This window comes from Stieleria sp. JC731, assembly GCF_020966635.1.
In the GTDB taxonomy this organism is placed as follows: domain Bacteria; phylum Planctomycetota; class Planctomycetia; order Pirellulales; family Pirellulaceae; genus Stieleria.
In genome coordinates this window covers 1,037,351-1,054,978 of sequence record NZ_JAJKFQ010000005.1, presented here as the reverse complement: position 1 = coordinate 1,054,978, position 17,628 = coordinate 1,037,351, and the positions used below count along the sequence as shown (strand labels likewise).

The window sequence follows — 17,628 nt, the reverse complement described above, 5'->3', positions numbered from 1 at the left end:
GGATCATTCGCCAATAGCATCACCGGATCAGCTGATGATTTCGCGAGCGCAATAGCTGCCCACGGGGTGTGATTACCGCTCACTGACAAAGAACCGATTGTTGGGTTCTGACGGCCCAAGTTGTCGTACACGCTACTGGCGCAGCGGAGTAGAATGCGAGTTCCTCCCTCCATTTACGATCTGGTGTGAGCCTGTATTAACCACACCAATTCCCGCCAATTTCACTGCCTAGGAATCTCTCGCAATGCAAGATCGCTTTGAACCGTCAAACAAACCGACGCCTGACACCAACAACTCGCCTACTCGACGCGAATTCTTGGTAAAAGGTTCGGCTGTCGCCTCCGGTATCGGCGCCACTGCACTTCATGCCCCGGCGGTCCACTCAGCAGAACCAGCCGCGGCAAACACAGAAATGTTGCGAATTGGGATCGTTGGGCTTGGTGGTCGTGGTAGCGGTGCGCTCAACGACACGATGACGATCAACGACAACATCAAACTTGTCGCCACTGCGGATATCGATCCGGCAAAGCACGAAGGCATCTTGCCGCGTCTTGCTAAAACCTTTGGTGAAAAAGTCGATGTCAGTTCCAGCAAGAACTACGTCGGGCTAGATGCCTATAAACGCATCCTTGATGATCCCGGAATCGACTTGGTGTTGATGACAACACCTCCTGGCTTTCGCCCCTACTACGTCCTTGAGGCAGTCCAAGCAGGCAAACACGTTTTCGCGGAAAAGCCATCTTGTGTTGACCCAGAAGGTTACCGAACTTGCTTGGTAGCCCATAACTTGGCCAAGGAATCAGGAACCGCAATCGTCACCGGGACTCAGTATCGACGTCAAACCAATTACGTCGAAGCGATCCAACGAATCCATGAAGGTGCGATCGGCGACGTTATCAACATGACCGCCCGCTATTGCAGCACCGGCATCTGGTATCGCCCACGCAAGGAAGGCATGACTGATGCCCAGTATCAGATCTACAACTGGATGCACTTTATTTGGTTGTCTGGCGATCAGATTGCCGAGCAAGCCGTTCACAACGTCGACGTGATGAACTGGGTCATGGGTGGACCACCGGAATCGGCCTACGCCGGTGGCGGACGATTCACTCGCCCCGACGACAGCGAGATGTGGGACAACATGTCCGTCGACTACACCTACTCAGGCGACCGACAAGTCTCGTTCATGTGTCGCCAAATCCGCGGAACACAGTCCGAAGTCGGTAACCGCATCTTCGGATCCAACGGTACCGCTACGATCCTCGGCAGCAACGGCGGGGCGATGATCTATGACAAAGACGGCAATGAAATCTGGTCGATGAAAGGCAACATCCAAGATGCCTATCGCCAAGAACACAAAGACCTTGTCGATTCGATCCGAGCCGGCGAGCCAATCGTCGAACTAAAAGAAACCGCCGACAGCTCAATGACCGCGGTCCTTGGACGAATCGCAGCCTACACCGGGAAGAAGGTCGACTGGAAATTCTTGACCGAAGAATCCAAGCTCAGCCTGTTCCCAGAAAACCTCAGCTACGACAGCGAGCTTCCTGAGCCAAGCTTTGCCGTGCCGGGCGAAACTGAATTGATCTAGCCCCGAGTAGCTGCTGATCAGAAACTAACGCGAAAGGCCAACACAAGTTTTCAGAAACTGGTGTTGGCCTTTTCTATTTCAATCGTCAAAGCTTCAACAAGGCTCGCTGTTAAAACTTGATCAACAACAGCATCGAATAGTAGACGTCATTGGGACGAGCCCCCTGAGGGGTGCTGTCGTAGCGATCGGTGACGGCAAGTTTCAATGACAAGTTCTCAGCCTCATCCAGCAAGATCTCCCATGCCGCATCGGCGACCAACCGATAGTCGGAGAAATCTTCCCAAGCAGGAAAATATTCAAGCTTGCCTTTGATCTTGTTGCGTTTGTTGACTTGAAACTCACCCTCGGTCCCAAAGACAGCTTCCGGCTTCCAATCATCATCCGGGGCACCGAACTCCTTCGACGCACCGGCACCAAACCGAGTCGCAAAGGTGGCCGAATCACTCCGTAAAAAGTAATAGCCCACACCGCCGTTCATATTCAGACGCAGATCGAACGCTTTGAACTGATCCCACTCCGCGCCGAACTTGCCAAACGCTGACCAACGCGAACTTTTAAACATCCGATCATAATCCAAGTTGTAGCGTCCGTTGTCTTCTGTTGTGACGCCACGATTGGTCGCTTTGCGATAGTCGAAATCCAAAGCCAATGTGTATTGATCCGTCTTGCGTTTCATTTCCAGACCCGTTTGCAACGCCAACGTTTTAGAGTTACCGCTGCTACCATCGAGCCCAAATTCGGCATGATTGACCCAACCTTGTGTCACCCATTGCCAGGGAACCTGGTACCACGACATCGACTCTTCCGCCAAAGGCATTTCCTCCGCGGTCTGCCCTGATTCGATCGCACTGCCGATCGGCAACTCCGAGGCCGGCCCATCTGCGACCAAGTTTCCTGGATCGACCAATGGCAAATCCATCATCGACTCGGGAATCGGTACCGGAAGATTTGCACTGACGGTCGCGACTTCGGATGACGGAACGGCGGTTGTCGGTACATCGGTTGGCGGTGCCTGAACACTACCGGACAACGTGGCTCCCTCCGTCGCTGGGGCTTTACCGGGAAAGGTTGCAATGCCCATCTGCCACAACGGAATTTCCGGTTCTTGGGCGAGCGTCCGCTGGGAAGCTGAAACAACCAAACCGATCACGGCGAGGACCGCAATTAATCGTTGCATCGGGCTTGTAACAGAGCTTTTCATCCGAGATTGCCATAGGTTCCGAGGAAGATTCCAGCCCCTGGGGTAGCAAACCTGCCCTGACAAAGTCAATCGAACTCCCAGAGGCCAATATCACCAGAGTCCAACTCCCAGGGCAGATCTCAATCACGCGGAGTTGCCAAAGGACCATGCCGGCTCGCGGTACCGGATCCCTACTGGCTGCTACATTGCTGTGTTCTTATCCTTTCCATTGCCCTATCCGCTTCCGCAGCCCTTCCCCACCTCGCCTAATGACGACTTATTTTGAAACCGGCAGTGCGTCGACCTCGTTGACCAGTGACGACCTTCGCGAAGCCTTGCGCGAAACGTTTGAAAAAATCGGTGCCCCCAAGAAAGCTTTGCTGCTGCCGCCCGACCATACGCGATTTTTCAGCCGCGCCGGTGAGATCACCTCGCTGTGCTACGAGATGCTCGGCGATGCGATCAAGGACATCATGCCGGCCTTGGGAACACACAGCCCGATGAAGCCGGAACAGCTGTCACACATGTTTCCTGGGGTACCGCTGGACCTGTTTCGTCCTCACCGCTGGCGTGACGATGTCGTAACGCTGGGGACGGTCCCTGCTGAGTACGTCGCAAAAGTAACCGACGGGCTGTACAACCGACCCTGGCAAGCTCAGGTCAATAAATTGCTGCGTGACGGTGGACACGACTTGATCTTTTCGATCGGTCAGGTCGTTCCTCACGAAGTCATCGGGATGGCGAACTACAACAAGAACATTTTCGTTGGCACCGGCGGCGCCGAAGGGATCAACGAAAGTCATTACTTAAGTGCCGTCTACGGTATCGAACAAACACTGGGGCGAGCCAACACACCGCTTCGCCAGATCCTTAACTACGCTCAGGACCAGTTCTGCAAGGAACTGCCGTTGCTGTACGCACTGACGGTCATCCAGCAAATGCCAGACGGCAGCCTGCACACTCGCGGCCTTTATATTGGCGACGATCACGAAACTTTCTTCAAAGCTGCCGAGTTATCGCATCAGGTCAACATCACACACCTCGAAAAGCCACCTGAGCACATTGTCGCCTATCTCGATCCGAGTGAATTTAAAAGCACCTGGCTGGGTAACAAGGCGATCTACCGGACAAGGCTAGCGATCGCAGACGGCGGTCGGCTGACCATACTTGGCCCAGCGGTCGAAGAATTTGGCGAGGACCACGAAATTGACCGACTGATCCGTCGTTATGGTTACCTGACCAAAAGCGAAATCGTCGGTCTGGTCGAAACGAACGAAGATCTCGCGGCCAACCCATCCGCCGCAGCCCACTTGGTTCACGGTTCCTCGGAAAACCGTTTTGAAGTCGTTTACGCGGCAGGAAAACTGACCGCCGATGAAATCAGTTCCGTCGGATATACCCCTGGCGACATCAACGAATTGATGGCCCGCTACAACCCTTCGAAACTGACCGATGGATGGCACAAAGATGTCGACGGCAGCGATTACTACTTCATCCAGAACCCGGCTTTAGGGCTTTGGCAAGCTGCGTTGAGTTGACGAAATCTTTTCCTGTTTTCAACTCATTTTTCACTTGGCGGCAAATCGACATGCCAGTTGAATAACACCGCCCCACATGAGCGACGCTCGTACGGACCAGTCGGTCGATTACACCTGACCACCGTACGAAACGACGTGACAGAATTCCACCGACGACGACTGATCTCGGTCAGCCAGGAAAGTAAGCCTAATCCGTATTGGTTCACTCTGGACCGTCTGCTATTTTCCCGTGAGAACGGCAAACGGCACGATGAACGGGACGATTTGCTGGTTTGGTTGACGGATTAAATTCGATTCCCCGCGCATTTCGGAGCGCTGGCCGGGGTAATCGTCTCGCTGGAAAGGAGACCAGAAGTGAAACAAGCCAAAGAAACCCCGGTCTGTGTACATATTCGTTGGATGATTCGCCGCGATATGCCATCAGTCCTCGGTATTGAAAAAGCATGCTTCGAATTCGCTTGGAACGAAGATGACTTTATTCGCTGCCTTCGCCAACGAAACTGCATTGGCATGGTCGCCGAAAAGGATGATGAAATCGTAGGATTCATGATCTACGAATTGCACAAGAACCGGCTGCACATCCTGAACTTTGCGGTTCACCCCGACCACCGACGTGATGGTGTCGGAAACGCAATGTGCAGCAAGCTATTCGGAAAGCTCTCTCACGAGCGACGTAACCGAATCATGCTCGAAGTACGCGAAACCAATCTTGAAGCACAACTGTTCTTCAAGTCCCTCGGATTCCGAGCGATCAGTGTCCTACGTGATTTTTACGACGACACCGTCGAAGACGCCTACCTTATGCAATATCGCTATCAGCCCAACGCGAACGAAATCGCGCAACCGGGCAACCGCATTTCCCGAATGGCTGGCTAATCGAGCTAGCAACCAATCCGGACACCAAACACTCCGTCGTGCAGCCCTGACTGCACGGCGGTTTTTGATGCGCAAACGACTCGTGAATGTGTCAAAGCATCGAAAGCAATCGCTTCGCTGCCATCGGCCTTGCGAGCCTAGGCACCAATGATTGATGCCCCGCGTTGATGCCAAACTGCCTAATTTGAAACCGCCTTCGAAGCGATAACAAACTCTTTGACCACCTGCCCCTGAGCAAGATGCTCGTCAAAGATGCGATCAATCACTTTCGGAGTACAGAAGCCGTACCAGACATCATCGGGCAACACGCCGATGATCGGCCCAGCCTTGCAGATATCCAGGCAAGCTGACTTGATGCGCAAAACCGGTGACTGCCCTTTCTTCCGCAATTCTTTGCAACGCGACTTGAGGTGCTTCCACGCCTCATTCATCGCATCGCCCTTGCAACATTTCCCGGTTTTGCGATCCATGCAGATCACCAAAACGTGTGTCGATCGTCCAAACCCAAGCTTGACCGCTTTCTTAGCAGCCGAAGCGACATCGGACTTTACCGGCTGGGTGTCACTCATTCGTCGCGGTTGATCACCGGGTTGGAAATTCCCGCGTCATTGACTTCGGGCGATGAAACCACACCTTCGGGTTCGCAGTCTTGCGACTTCATTTTCCGCTGGATCGATTCGCCGATCAAAGTTGTGATCTGCTCTTCGTCCAGCTCCTCTTGCTCGACCAACTCTTGCGCAATTTTGTCCAAATCGGAACGATGCTCGCGAAGCAGTTGCTCGGCACGCTGATCGGCCTCCAACAAAATTCGCGACACCTCTTCGTCGATCAGTTCCTGCGTATGCTCGCTGAACTGCCGCTGCTGGTGCATTTCGCGGCCCAAGAACGGATCTTCGTCGCTCGTTTTGTAGCAAACGGGACCAAGCTTAGGACTCATCCCCCACGTGGTCACCATTCGCCGAGCGATGCCGGTGGCGCGTTCGATGTCGTTTTCTGCACCGACAGTTGGTTCGTCGTAGATGATCTTTTCGGCCGCGCGGCCTCCCAAAAGAACGATCAGCTGGTGCTCAAGTTCTTTCTTGCTGACGTTTAGTCGGTCTTCGTTTGGCACATACTGCGTCACCCCGAGTGCTCGACCACGCGGAACGATGGTGACTTTGTGAACAGTGTGAGCGCCGTCGAGGTGCCACGCGGTCAGTGTATGCCCGGCCTCGTGGTACGCCGTTTTTTCCTTTTCGATGCCACGCAAAACTTCTTCGCGTTTGGCTCCCATCAGGATTTTGTCACGGGCGTAGTCGAAGTCATCCATATCGACTTCTTTCTTGTCATTACGAGCGGCCCACAGAGCTGCTTCGTTGACCATGTTCTGAATATCGGCACCGGTCAGACCAATCGTGCCGGCAGCCAGACGATCCAGTTTGACATCGTCGGCAAGCGGGACGTCACGGACGTGAACTTTGAAAATCTCTTCACGGCCCTTCATGGTCGGACGGTTCACGGTGATGTGACGGTCAAATCGCCCTGGACGCAAAAGTGCGGGGTCCAAAACGTCAGGCCGGTTGGTCGCGGCAATCACAATGACAGCTTGGCTAGGCGTGAACCCATCCATTTCGCCGAGAATCTGATTCAACGTTTGCTCACGCTCATCATGGCCACCGCCAAGCCCGGCACCACGCTGGCGCCCGACCGCGTCGATTTCGTCGATGAAAATAATGCCTGGACTGTTTTGCTTTGCCGTTTGGAACAAGTCACGAACACGGCTGGCACCGACGCCGACGAACATCTGAATGAACTCGCTACCGTTGACCGAATAAAACGGCACTTCGGCTTCACCAGCCACAGCACGAGCCAACAGAGTCTTACCGGTTCCGGGAGGTCCGTTCAGCAAGACGCCTTTGGGAACTCGCCCACCCAGCTTTTGGAACTTATCGGGCGTTTTTAGATAGTCGACGATCTCTTGCAGGTCAGCCTTCACGCCTTCCAATCCGGCGACATCGCTGAACGTAACGGTCCTTTCGTTGGCTTCAAATCGTTTCGCCGGACTTTTGCCGAACCCCGACAGAAAGCCACCGCCCATGATGTCGTTCCGTGTTCGACGGATCATCATGAAGACAAACAGCAGCAGTAAGATGGGCAATCCGACGAAGATCAGCAGCTGGAACATCTCTCGCGAGTTGTCGCGATCACGATATTCGAATGGAACATTTGCCTTCGCCAAGTCTTCTTCGAGACGGGCAGCCGATTCGGAATCGAGCGACCGATTGACAAAGAACTTCTTTTGCAGCTTAACCGGGTTGCCGTCGTCATCCTTTTCGTAGACTTCGCGACCGTCTTTGATCACGGGCGGTGCGGTCGGTTCGGTTTTAAACGTACCGTAGACGCGCCCAGCGCCGATGCTGACGGACTCGACGTTACGCTTGGTTAGCAGTTCGTTCCGAAAGAAGCTGTATTTAACCCGAGACCCGTTGTCCTCGGTTCTCCAAAACAGGATCGCGAAAGCCGCCAAGATCACCAACGCGATCAACAAACCGCTGTTTCGACGTGGTGGATCGCTTTTTGCTTCCGGTTCTTCGCGACGATTTTCCATAAGTGATTTGTTTTAAGTGCGATGCGTTCCGTAGCGGACGCAGATTTTAAGTAGTACAGATGATGCCGCTAACACTGTTCGAGCCCCGAATGCGACCTTGCATTGATCGGAACGTTTGTGAAGATCCTAGCGGGCGGTCACGTCCAACCTGCTGAAGCGGTATTGATCCTTTGATCTTTGTTCCGGTTCATCAGGCTTTGTGTCGAGCAACGAACGACTCCGACGGACAGACTCCAACGGACATTCGTGGCAGACCTTGCGGACTTGGTTCGGGTCAGCAAACCCGATGCCATTTTCCAACGCTCAAACACGATTACCGCCTAGTGCCAGTTTAACGGCGTGTCAAAACATGGGTCGGGGTTCCGCAGGGGTCAGCTACTGTTGGGGGCACATTCCGTCGTGATTCAACGAGTGACGTTACGATTGTATCAATTTCGACGAAAAACCGAATCCGGCTCACAGACGCCAATTTGGCAGCACTCGACGCCCGGCAGATTCCGCTTGTGACAAATGTGTGTCGACATCGGCCCTCCCCAAGTGACGAATCTCGCACACCTCGTCAAAACTGAACCCTTCGGTGAACAGACGCCAAGTCCAGTAGGCATCTCGATCACTCACGTTCTCGATTGATGTCTGCTCCAATGATGGCTGCTCCAATAATGACTGGGCGCCAGTCGCCACGCTGCTATCCGCTGGTTCAGCACGACTGACCGGATGATGCTCTTCCACTTCCGACTCAGACTTTAAACGGTCGACGATGCCAGCAGCGGCTCCCGACGATTCACGACCCGTCGCCACGGGATCATCACCTTGCTCCGGCTGCAAAGACAGATGTTCGCTTTCGCTCGAACGAATCACTTCAAGGATGTCGTAACCGTGTTGCTCCATCGTCGAAGGCCCGATGCCGGAGATCTCTTCGAGTTCGCTGCTCGATGCCGGACGAATTTCCGAAAGGCGTTGCACCGTCGCGTTGCTCAATACACGGAACGCTGGCAACCCTAACGCGGCTGACGTTCGGCGACGCCATCGCTTCAGCGCATCGGCGACCACCTGGGAAAGCTTCTGCTCCGGACTTGTCAGATCATCAAGCGAAATACTGATCCCGCTAGACACAGCAGGCTCACCGGCTTCGTCAATATTGGTAGCCGGACTTGCGGCCGAATTCGTCTCTGGCACAGTTGTTTCACTTGCATCAGCGCTGCTGGGCTCAGTAGCAGCATCGTCGGTGTCATCAAACTCGGCATCGCTTGTATCCAAAGCACTGGCTGACTCCAAAGCACTGGCTGAATCGCTTGGCTCACCAACATCAGCAGCTTCGATATGTCGTGAAGCGATCACCAAGGACTTCGCCAGGCTTTTGCTCAGCGATGCAAAAAACGAAGGGGGCAACGCGGTGCGTAGGTGCATCACTTCCTTGCCGAAATCGCTGATTTCAACTGTCGGGCGTCGCTGGTCCACCTCTCGTTGAACCGCCATTCCATGTTCGATCAAAGCGTCGATCACCTTGCACAATTGGCTTTGCTTCATTTCTGAAAGCATGCCATAGGTGCTCAGCCGGTTCAGTTTCCACTGAGCCATCTTTTTGTTCTGCGAACCGCACAGCATCTGCGCGATCATCGTTTTGCCAAAGCGACCGTGCATTCGGGTAAAACCACTTAGAATCACACGGACACCGCACAAGATCGCCTTGGCGTCAGCATCGTCGACTTGCAGTGTTTTGCCGGAAGCCTGCGATTGGCCGACACAGCAACGATCACATTTGCCACAATTCTTGCTGTCTGGGTCGCCAAAGTAATCCAGGATCACACGTTGGCGGCAGCCTCCGCTGCGGGCAAATCCGATCACGGCGTCCAGCTTTCCATACTCAGCCGCTTTCCGGCGAGCCAATTCTTCGAAGTCGATTTTGACCATCTCGAAGGGCACGTCACGCTGGATGAAATGGACCGCACGGCCTCGGAATGGAGGCACATAATCAAATCCCTTCATACGTTTCAGCTCACGCAACGTTCGCATCAACTGGTCACGGCTGACGTCGGCCTGCTTCATCAAACGATCCGGCCGAACAAAGACGTCTTCGAATCGACGTTTGCCAACGAATTGCTCGATGGCTTTCATCACTTTCCGCCGCGTCTTGGCTTCGCGTGGAAGGTAGTCAAGCATCGTGGGCGTTTGACTGTCGATTCGCAGCATCAATTGATTCTGACTGCTATCCAATCGCCGCAGCACACCGGCTTTCGCAAGCAGAGACTCCGACATGCCAACCGATTCAGCGCTTTCTGCCCCAACCGCATCGCGGACCTGTTCCAATGTCAGTTCGATCGGATCTTCGGGACGTGACAAAAGGTATTCGTAGACCTTTTGAACGATCTCTTTGGACGGATACCGGTTCTCGATAAAGTATTCTTGCGTGTATCGGTCGCTGTAGGAAAACAACAGCTTGCAGGCACTTTCCAGACCGTCGCGTCCTGCACGACCGGCTTCCTGATAATAGGCTTCTAGCGTGCCCGGCATGTTGTAGTGGACGACGTATCGAATGTCCGCCTTGTCGATCCCCATGCCAAACGCGTTGGTCGCGACGATGGCAGCCAAATCGCCAGCCATAAACTTTTCCTGAATGATCCGCCTCTGCTCGGATTCCATACCGCCATGGTAGACGCCTACCGGACGACGTAACTTTTCAGGCAGCCACTCACCAACAGATTCGCAGTTGCGTCGTGTCGCCGCATAGATGATTCCGGTACCGGATTGCGACTTGATGAACTTCAGCAGCTGCTCCTGTTTCTCAGCTTCACCTTTGCTCTGCTGGACTTCGAGAAACAGGTTGGTCCTGGCGAACCCTTTGACGAAAATTTTTGGAGACTCTAACTCCAAAATCGAGCAAATATCTTCTCGCACAGCTTCCGTCGCTGTCGCCGTCAGAGCGATCGTCTGAACATTCCCCAGGTACTTTTTGCGCATCTTCCCCAAACGCGCATAGTCCGGTCGAAAATCGTGCCCCCATTCGCTTACACAGTGGGCCTCGTCGATCGCTAGCAGGCTGACATTGCAATGCCCAAGCGTTTCTACAAACTGACCGTTGCGCAATCTTTCCGGAGCGATGTAAACGAGTTTCAGCTCACCTCGTTTCATCGAGTCCATGACATCCTGCTGTTGTCGCAGGTCGAGCGTCGAATTGATCAGATCGGCGGGGATTCCCAGTTGTCGTAAACCGTCGACCTGGTCTTTCATCAGTGCGATCAGGGGCGAAACAACGATCGTGACTCCGTCGCGAGCCAACGAAGGAAGCTGATAGCACAGACTTTTCCCACCGCCAGTTGGCATCACACACATCACGTCGTGTCCGTCGGCGACCGCCTCGATGACTTCCGATTGTCCTTTGCGAAATTCACGCAGTCCGAATCGTCCGAGTAACTTCGTGGTGTCCGTCGCAAGCGTGTTCATTGACCGATCCGTGCAAATTGGCGATGTGTTCCAGCGAAAGTATACGAAAAAGCCCAATAATCAAAGTCGTGTGGCCGGCCGAAACGGTACCTCAGGATGGCTAGTGCTTCGTTCAAACTCGATTTCAGGATTAGCGTATGGCGTTAGCCACGGTTCCAGCGCAATAACCGGGGCGAACGCCCCTCGGCTGATGACCCGAACCCGTATTTTCATATCGAACGAAGCACCTGGACCTCCGATGAAGCCTCAAAATCCCTCGTTTACCACGGGCGTTGGCTCATGGTTCGCGTGCGCGAGCTGGTCTATACTACGTGACCCGGTCACGTTGGGCACTGCCGAACGGGTTTCGCGGGACACCGCTGTTTTTTTCGCCATGACGTTTGCTTCTGTTGGCAGAACCGGTGGTGCGAACACCGCATAACCGCGAACCACTGAACGACCGATCCCCTCGTCCAAACAGAGCCATGGTCTCACAACTACATTTTCGATCCGTGGCCAAGTTCGGCTATGTGGTCGCATTGCTTTTCCCCACCCTCGCCCCCCACACGTCTTTGTATGGTCAGTCACCAGACAAGGCGTTGACTGAAAAGTTCAGCGAGGATTTCGAGTCCGGGACATCACGTTGGGAGTTTCTCGACCCCAAAACGTGGAACCACAACGCTCAGCACGGCTCCATGGCGATTGAGATCACCGCTCGTGAAAGTGAATACAAGCCACCGGTTCGTAGCCCTCATCACGTGGCGCTGATCAAGGATCTTTCACTGGGAAGTTTTGAACTCACCTTCCGAGTTAAAAGCACCAAAGACACCGGGAACCACCGCGACTGCTGTGTCTTCTTCAACTACAAAGACGACCAGCATTTTTACTATGTACACCTCGGGGCAAAGCCGGACCCTGCGAGTGGTCAAATCATGATCGTCAACGAAGCTCCCCGAGCGCCTTTGACTAAAAATGAGAAACGCACACCATGGGACGACCAGTGGCACCAAGTCAAACTGATCCGTGACGTCGAAACGGGCGAAATCAGCATCTATTTCGACGACATGGAAAAACCACACATGCAAGTTGTCGACAAAACGTTCTCCAATGGGCGGATTGGAGTTGGATCATTCGACGACTTGGATGCATTCGATGACATCAAAGTGTTTGCGAAGTAGCAGAGTGCCTCGCGTTGCTACACCGTGCCTTCATCAATGGTGATTTGCCAAACGGTGCTTTGCTCGCGATGTAATACTGCGATTGCCAAATAGCCAAAGTGTCGATCGGCAATCGCCCTTTCCCCCAACAATTCACCTGGAACCGATTCCAACTATCGGAATTGCCCCCAAGGACAAATGTTTGCTTATGAGTGATTACGGCATGTTCAGCGATGACTTTTACATCAACATGAACTTGGCTACCGAATTGGATTTGCCACAGAACCGTGAATCCGTGTTGCACTTTTTTGAACAGGTCCGCCGCCGATTTCCCGAGATGGCAAACTTCTATTCTCGGGAAAAGTCCGAATACGTTCTCGAAGAAGAAAAAGAACGTGGTGCCTATCGCTGGGTTTCGTCCGAACCACGCCGACTGAACAGTGGAACGGTCAACCCCGAGTCGATCGAGTCCGCGTTCGAACTGCATCGCACCATCTTGGAATTGGTGCCATACGAGTTATCGATTACTCCGCTGGACTGTGAATCGTTGAGCGTGATGTTCGGCTTCGACTTTGGGTATCGCGGCAACCATAACGAGATTCTTACTCAAGCGATCGGCGTGGCACCGGCGCTAGAAAAACTGATCAGCCAACCGTACGGCAAGGTTCTCTCCAACGAGCCTTCGATTCAGTTTTCTCTGGATGAGGAATGTCGAACACAGTGCCGCGTCAGTTTCGAATCACGCACGACAGCCTATCAAGTCAGAACAGGTGAATACAGCGAAGACCAATTAAGCGTCTACATGACCGTGCGCCGTTTCGATAGCCTCGGTCCCAATGAGGCGTTTCATACCGAGTTTTCACGATTGGCTGCCCTCGGCCGAGACCTGATTGACGAGTTCTTGGTCGGCAACGTTCTTCGCCCACTGCAAGAAGCGATCTCATTGCATTAGCCTCATTTCACAAACGCTTCGTTCCAACGCGATTTTTGGATTAGCCCTTTGGCGTTAGCCACGGTTTCATTGCAACAACCGGGGCTAACGCCCGTCGGCTGATGATCCGAACCCGTATTTTGATATGGAACGGAGCACCTACTTAACTTCGGTCAATGCATCGACCGGAGTTTTTCCTTGCGATATTAGACAGAACGTCTTACACTCAACCTTCCGAGCCAACCAGCGCCTTCCCAAAGGTTTGAGGTATCGGCGGTTCATCATGTAACACCGTGCTTGTGTTGCGTCTTTCGCACTATCCAAATTGGATGAGGATCAAACTGATGATGCGTTGTCTACTGTTGCTGATCGGACTGTCGATACTTACTAACGATTGGACAGCGGCAGATGAAACCGAGGCTTCATCACGGTTTTCAAAACTGGCAACAAAGATTGCCTCCAGCTACGAAATTCAATCCGGGGATCAGACGCTAAAGCTTCGCAGCGAGCCCGTTCTGACGTGGACCAATCCCGAGGTCGGTGAAATTTACGGAGCGGTTTTTATCTGGACCGATGACAAACGTCCCGCAGTGATCGCGTCTATCTTCAAATGGTATGCACCGTTCACGCACCGAACCCACGAGTTTCAATCTCTTGTCACCGATCCGATCCGGGCAACGCGAGATGGCAAAACGGACTGGCAAACGGAACAGCCCGGAATCACATGGAAACCGGTTCCAGGCAACCCATCGACCGGTACGACAGCGGCGCAAGCCTTCACTCGGATGCGATTTGTTGCCAAACGATTCGAGGTGGAGCTAACCGATAAAGACGGTTCGGTCGAAACACTGCGATTGCTTTCACAACCGCTTTACCGCTACCAGAATCCTGAAAATGGGATCGAAGAAGGTGCCTTGTTCGCATTCGCCCGTGCTACGGATCCAGAAGCCTTGCTACTGTTGGAAGTTCGACGCGAAAACGGTGTCGACAAACTTTACTATGCCTTAGCACGGTCAAACTTCTTGCCACTGAAAGCCACCTTCGAGGGCGCAGAAGTTTGGACGAAAGGGCGATTGCTGCGTCGTGATTCTTACAGCGGCAAAGGGGCCTACGCCAAAGTTCAGTTCGACGACTAGCCGACCAAAAACTACTTGGCACTCAGCTCTTTGACGGCTTCAATCAAGGCGATGGCATGTTCCACGGGTGTTTCCTTGAATACGCCATGTCCTAGATTAAAGATATGTCCGTCCAAATCGGAAACGCTGGAGAGGATCGCACCTGCCCGTTTTCGAATCACATCGGGTTCCGCCAACAAAACAGCCGGGTCCAAGTTTCCTTGCACGCTCTTGTCGTGACCGATCCGGTCCCAAGCGTCTCGTAGCGGAACTCGCCAATCGACTCCGACAACAGTCCGGCTATCGCCTCGGAGCAAAGGCAGCAACTCTGGATTTCCGGTTGCAAAGTTAATCACCGGAACGTTGGGAGCGATCCCGGCAATGATCTTCTCCATCCAGGGCTGAACAAATTCGGTGTACTCGATCGGAGACAGACAACCCGCCCAACTGTCGAACAGTTGCACGCACTGCGCGCCAGCTGCGATTTGATGATTCAAGTACACGGTGATCGCTTCGGTTAGCGTCGCCATCAGCTCGCCCCAAGCCCCACCAGTCGTGGAGCTAAGCGAACCATACATCAACTTTTTGGTTTGCGTATAAACCTTGCTTCCCCCGCCTTCGATCGCATAGCTAGCCAATGTAAACGGCGAACCGGAGAACCCAATCACAGGTATCGATTCGGGAAGATCCTTTCTCGTTTGCTTGACAGTTTCATAGACGAAGCCCAGCGATTGCGGGTCTTCGAGGCGTTTCAGCCGTGTCAAATCGCCTTCGTTACGGATGGGATTGTGAATAACAGGACCATCGCCGGCGACGAATTCCAGGTCGAACCCGAGCGGTTCTAATAGGGGCAGCAAGTCCGAAAAGATAATCGCCGCATCGACTCCCAATCGCTCGACCGCAGTGCACATCACTTCGCTGCAAAGCTTGGGGTTGTAGCAAAGCTCCAGGAAGCTCTGGTTTGCGCGTACCTCGCGATATTCAGCCATGTATCGACCGGCCTGCCGCATCAACCAAATCGGCGTCCGTTCGGTCGCTTCGCCTCGGCAAGCTTTCATAAACAAGCTATCGACCGAAGGATGATTTGTAGACGCTTGTTCGTTTTCCATTGCTAAGTCTTTGGATTCTTGGATCGCGACATCGGTTTGCCGAAGACGTCGTTTTCGTGCGACCATCGTTGCCGACTGGCGAGCCGATTCGACGACCAAATGCCCCATCTTGGGATGCGACGGTTCCATGTCAGCTCGAAACTCACATTCATTGAGCATCTGGCTTGTGGTCGGACCGATCGAGACGATTGCTGTGCTGCGTAGTCCGCGACGAAGCTGATCTGACATGCCCATTTGTTCCGCCATACGCAACATGTTGACAATTTGATGGGCACTGGTCAGCAGCAGAACGTCGCGTTTTCCTTCGGAGAGCGCCTTGATGTTTTCACGTAGCAAGTCAGTCTGTTCTGGGAATTCCCAACCGTAAACCCGCAGCGGTGCCACGATTGCACCACGAGCCTCGAGTCCAGCGATCAACGAAGCGTTGGAAATCCCGTACTCCTGCAAGCCCACGATTTGATTCGCGATGCCGACCTTTTCGCGGTCGATGTACTGCAGGATTTCACGCCAAGTGTTTGGCTCACCGATGCGGTGTGTCGGCTGGATCCCGAATTCCCGCATGGCCGCCACCGGTTTCGGGCCACGGCAGATCGTCGTGATATCCGAAAGGGCATCGATAAATCGCTGGGTATCAACGTGCTTTTCGATCGCCTTCATGAGAAAACGGAATCCGACGCCGGTCATAAAAACGACGATTCCGATTTCGCCCGTCATCACCCGATAGGCAAAATCGATCGCTTCACGGTTCGGATCGATCGGAACTTCACGCATCGAAGGGCTGACGTGTGCGACACCACCATACCGCTGGATCAAACGTTCCATCTCGCTTGCGCGACGACTTTCAAGAGAAGCGACGTGCAATCCAGAATAGTCAGCTTCGACAGACATGGGCAATTCGGCGAAAGGATAGAAAGGAGGGGATTGGCGATGACTTCAACGGATCGATCTAAATCGTTCAAACGACCGCATCGCTCAGCGAAATATGCTCAGCTCAGCGAAATAGGCTCAGCGAAATAGCACGTTTGCCGTGGAGCAGCCAAGTGACCGCAATCGGAGGTGATCAATCAATCGGCTGAAAAGGCTTTCGACGCATATCGTTTTCGGTCGGAAGCCTATCTGGCGGCATTGTAGACGTTTGTGCCTAGGTTACGATTACCCTTCCGTTTTTGTCGATCGGTTCACATTGAGGGATGTTTCCTGCTTTGGAACCCGATCCCTGTCGCCCAGACCGTTTTTCTGCGTTTTCAGATGCCTCGCAGCCCACTTCGATCCCCAAAACCGTCAATCGACCTGTCCGAGCACTTGTTGATCATGCGCGGACACTCCCCCCATCATCCTGCCGCCACGGAAGAACTGGCAGAAGTACCGCAGCGACTCGACAGTCCGACTTTATTCGCAAACGAAGCCCCCTTGGAATTAGAAATCGGAAGCGGCAAAGGCCTGTTCCTGAAAACGGCTTCTGAAAAGACGCCTGAGCACAATTTCTTGGGCATCGAGATCGTTCACAAATACGCCAAGCACACCGCCGCTCGACTTTCAAAAGCGGAACGTGTAAACGCCAAAGTCATCTCGGGGGATGCTGGCCCACTCGTCAGCGAGCGGATTACGCCAGGTTCGCTCGAAGCGGTCCACGTCTATTTCCCGGACCCTTGGTGGAAAAAAAGGCATCGTAAACGACGCGTTGTTAACGAGACCAGTATTCAGAATTTTTTGCGTGTGCTTCGCCCGGGTGGTCGCTTCCATTTTTGGACCGACGTCTTGGACTACTTTGAATCGACCGTCGAAATGATCGCCGCGGTCACACCCGAATTCGGTGTGCCGATCCCAGAGCAGAAAAAAACCTCGACGCATGACTTGGACTACCGCACCCACTTCGAACGACGCAGTCGCCAGAATCAAATTCCTGTCTACCGTGTCCGCTACGAAAAACGAACCTCGTAAACGATCCGCAACAACGATTGGCAATCGAATTGCCAACGTTGCCGCATAGTGCCAATGGATTGGCTACAACGGGATTCGCGATCGTTGATCGGCAACAAAGCATTAAGCTGAAATCCGAATTTGCTATACTGCAAACGGCGATCGCCAAAGCATCCTTGATCGACTTACTCCGAAACCAACCCA

12 protein-coding genes are annotated in these 17,628 nt (G+C 53.5%); 7 read left to right on the top strand and 5 right to left on the bottom strand.

The window, feature by feature from the left end; translation table 11 throughout:
- Nucleotides 1-244 precede the first annotated feature (244 nt).
- Complete coding sequence (locus LOC67_RS14870; RefSeq protein ID WP_230263396.1) at nt 245-1,591, top strand: Gfo/Idh/MocA family oxidoreductase; 1,347 nt, start codon at nt 245-247, stop codon at nt 1,589-1,591.
- A 109-nt stretch (nt 1,592-1,700) separates the two neighbouring features.
- Here the strand turns inward: LOC67_RS14870 and LOC67_RS14865 are convergent, their stop codons facing one another.
- On the bottom strand, nt 1,701-2,792 hold the full coding sequence (locus LOC67_RS14865; protein ID WP_230263395.1) for a DUF481 domain-containing protein: 1,092 nt from the start codon (nt 2,790-2,792) through the stop codon (nt 1,701-1,703).
- Nucleotides 2,793-3,040: 248 nt separating this feature from the next.
- On the opposite strand from LOC67_RS14865, the gene LOC67_RS14860 reads away from it, so the two are divergent.
- Both LOC67_RS14860 and rimI read left to right on the top strand, forming a co-directional pair.
- Nucleotides 3,041-4,309, top strand: a complete 1,269-nt coding sequence (locus LOC67_RS14860; protein ID WP_230263394.1) for a lactate racemase domain-containing protein — start codon at nt 3,041-3,043, stop codon at nt 4,307-4,309.
- 399 nt (nt 4,310-4,708) lie between these two features.
- Nucleotides 4,709-5,185, top strand: coding sequence for a ribosomal protein S18-alanine N-acetyltransferase (gene rimI, locus LOC67_RS14855; RefSeq protein WP_261366960.1), 477 nt, complete (start codon nt 4,709-4,711; stop codon nt 5,183-5,185).
- A 179-nt stretch (nt 5,186-5,364) separates the two neighbouring features.
- On the opposite strand, the gene LOC67_RS14850 is transcribed toward rimI, so the two are convergent.
- The 3 genes from LOC67_RS14850 to LOC67_RS14840 all read right to left on the bottom strand — a co-directional run bounded on the left by LOC67_RS14850 (nt 5,365) and on the right by LOC67_RS14840 (nt 11,213).
- Nucleotides 5,365-5,754: a (2Fe-2S) ferredoxin domain-containing protein gene (locus tag LOC67_RS14850; protein WP_230263392.1), complete on the bottom strand. Its 390-nt coding sequence runs from the start codon at nt 5,752-5,754 to the stop codon at nt 5,365-5,367.
- Nucleotides 5,751-7,772 carry an ATP-dependent zinc metalloprotease FtsH gene (gene ftsH, locus LOC67_RS14845; RefSeq protein ID WP_230263391.1) on the bottom strand — a complete coding sequence of 674 codons (2,022 nt, stop codon included), beginning with the start codon at nt 7,770-7,772 and terminating at the stop codon, nt 5,751-5,753. The genes LOC67_RS14850 and ftsH overlap by 4 nt, the downstream gene beginning before the upstream one ends.
- A 456-nt stretch (nt 7,773-8,228) precedes the next feature.
- Nucleotides 8,229-11,213, bottom strand: coding sequence for an ATP-dependent DNA helicase RecQ (locus tag LOC67_RS14840; protein WP_230263390.1), 2,985 nt, complete (start codon nt 11,211-11,213; stop codon nt 8,229-8,231).
- A gap of 464 nt (nt 11,214-11,677) precedes the next feature.
- On the opposite strand from LOC67_RS14840, the gene LOC67_RS14835 reads away from it, so the two are divergent.
- The 3 genes from LOC67_RS14835 to LOC67_RS14825 all read left to right on the top strand — a co-directional run bounded on the left by LOC67_RS14835 (nt 11,678) and on the right by LOC67_RS14825 (nt 14,416).
- A complete protein-coding gene (locus LOC67_RS14835; RefSeq protein WP_230263389.1) occupies nt 11,678-12,370 on the top strand; it encodes a hypothetical protein in 693 nt (230 codons plus the stop codon).
- A gap of 187 nt (nt 12,371-12,557) precedes the next feature.
- Nucleotides 12,558-13,301 carry a hypothetical protein gene (locus LOC67_RS14830; protein WP_230263388.1) on the top strand — a complete coding sequence of 248 codons (744 nt, stop codon included), beginning with the start codon at nt 12,558-12,560 and terminating at the stop codon, nt 13,299-13,301.
- A 323-nt stretch (nt 13,302-13,624) separates the two neighbouring features.
- The gene (locus tag LOC67_RS14825; protein WP_230263387.1) at nt 13,625-14,416 is read left to right on the top strand and encodes a hypothetical protein; all 792 of its coding nucleotides are present in this window, start codon (nt 13,625-13,627) and stop codon (nt 14,414-14,416) included.
- Between the two features lie 11 nt (nt 14,417-14,427).
- Here the strand turns inward: LOC67_RS14825 and hemE are convergent, their stop codons facing one another.
- Nucleotides 14,428-16,392: a uroporphyrinogen decarboxylase gene (gene hemE / locus LOC67_RS14820; RefSeq protein ID WP_230263386.1), complete on the bottom strand. Its 1,965-nt coding sequence runs from the start codon at nt 16,390-16,392 to the stop codon at nt 14,428-14,430.
- A gap of 360 nt (nt 16,393-16,752) precedes the next feature.
- On the opposite strand from hemE, the gene trmB reads away from it, so the two are divergent.
- Nucleotides 16,753-17,445 (top strand): tRNA (guanosine(46)-N7)-methyltransferase TrmB, encoded by a 693-nt coding sequence (gene trmB, locus LOC67_RS14815; protein ID WP_230263385.1) that lies wholly within the window; start codon nt 16,753-16,755, stop codon nt 17,443-17,445.
- Nucleotides 17,446-17,628: the final 183 nt, after the last annotated feature.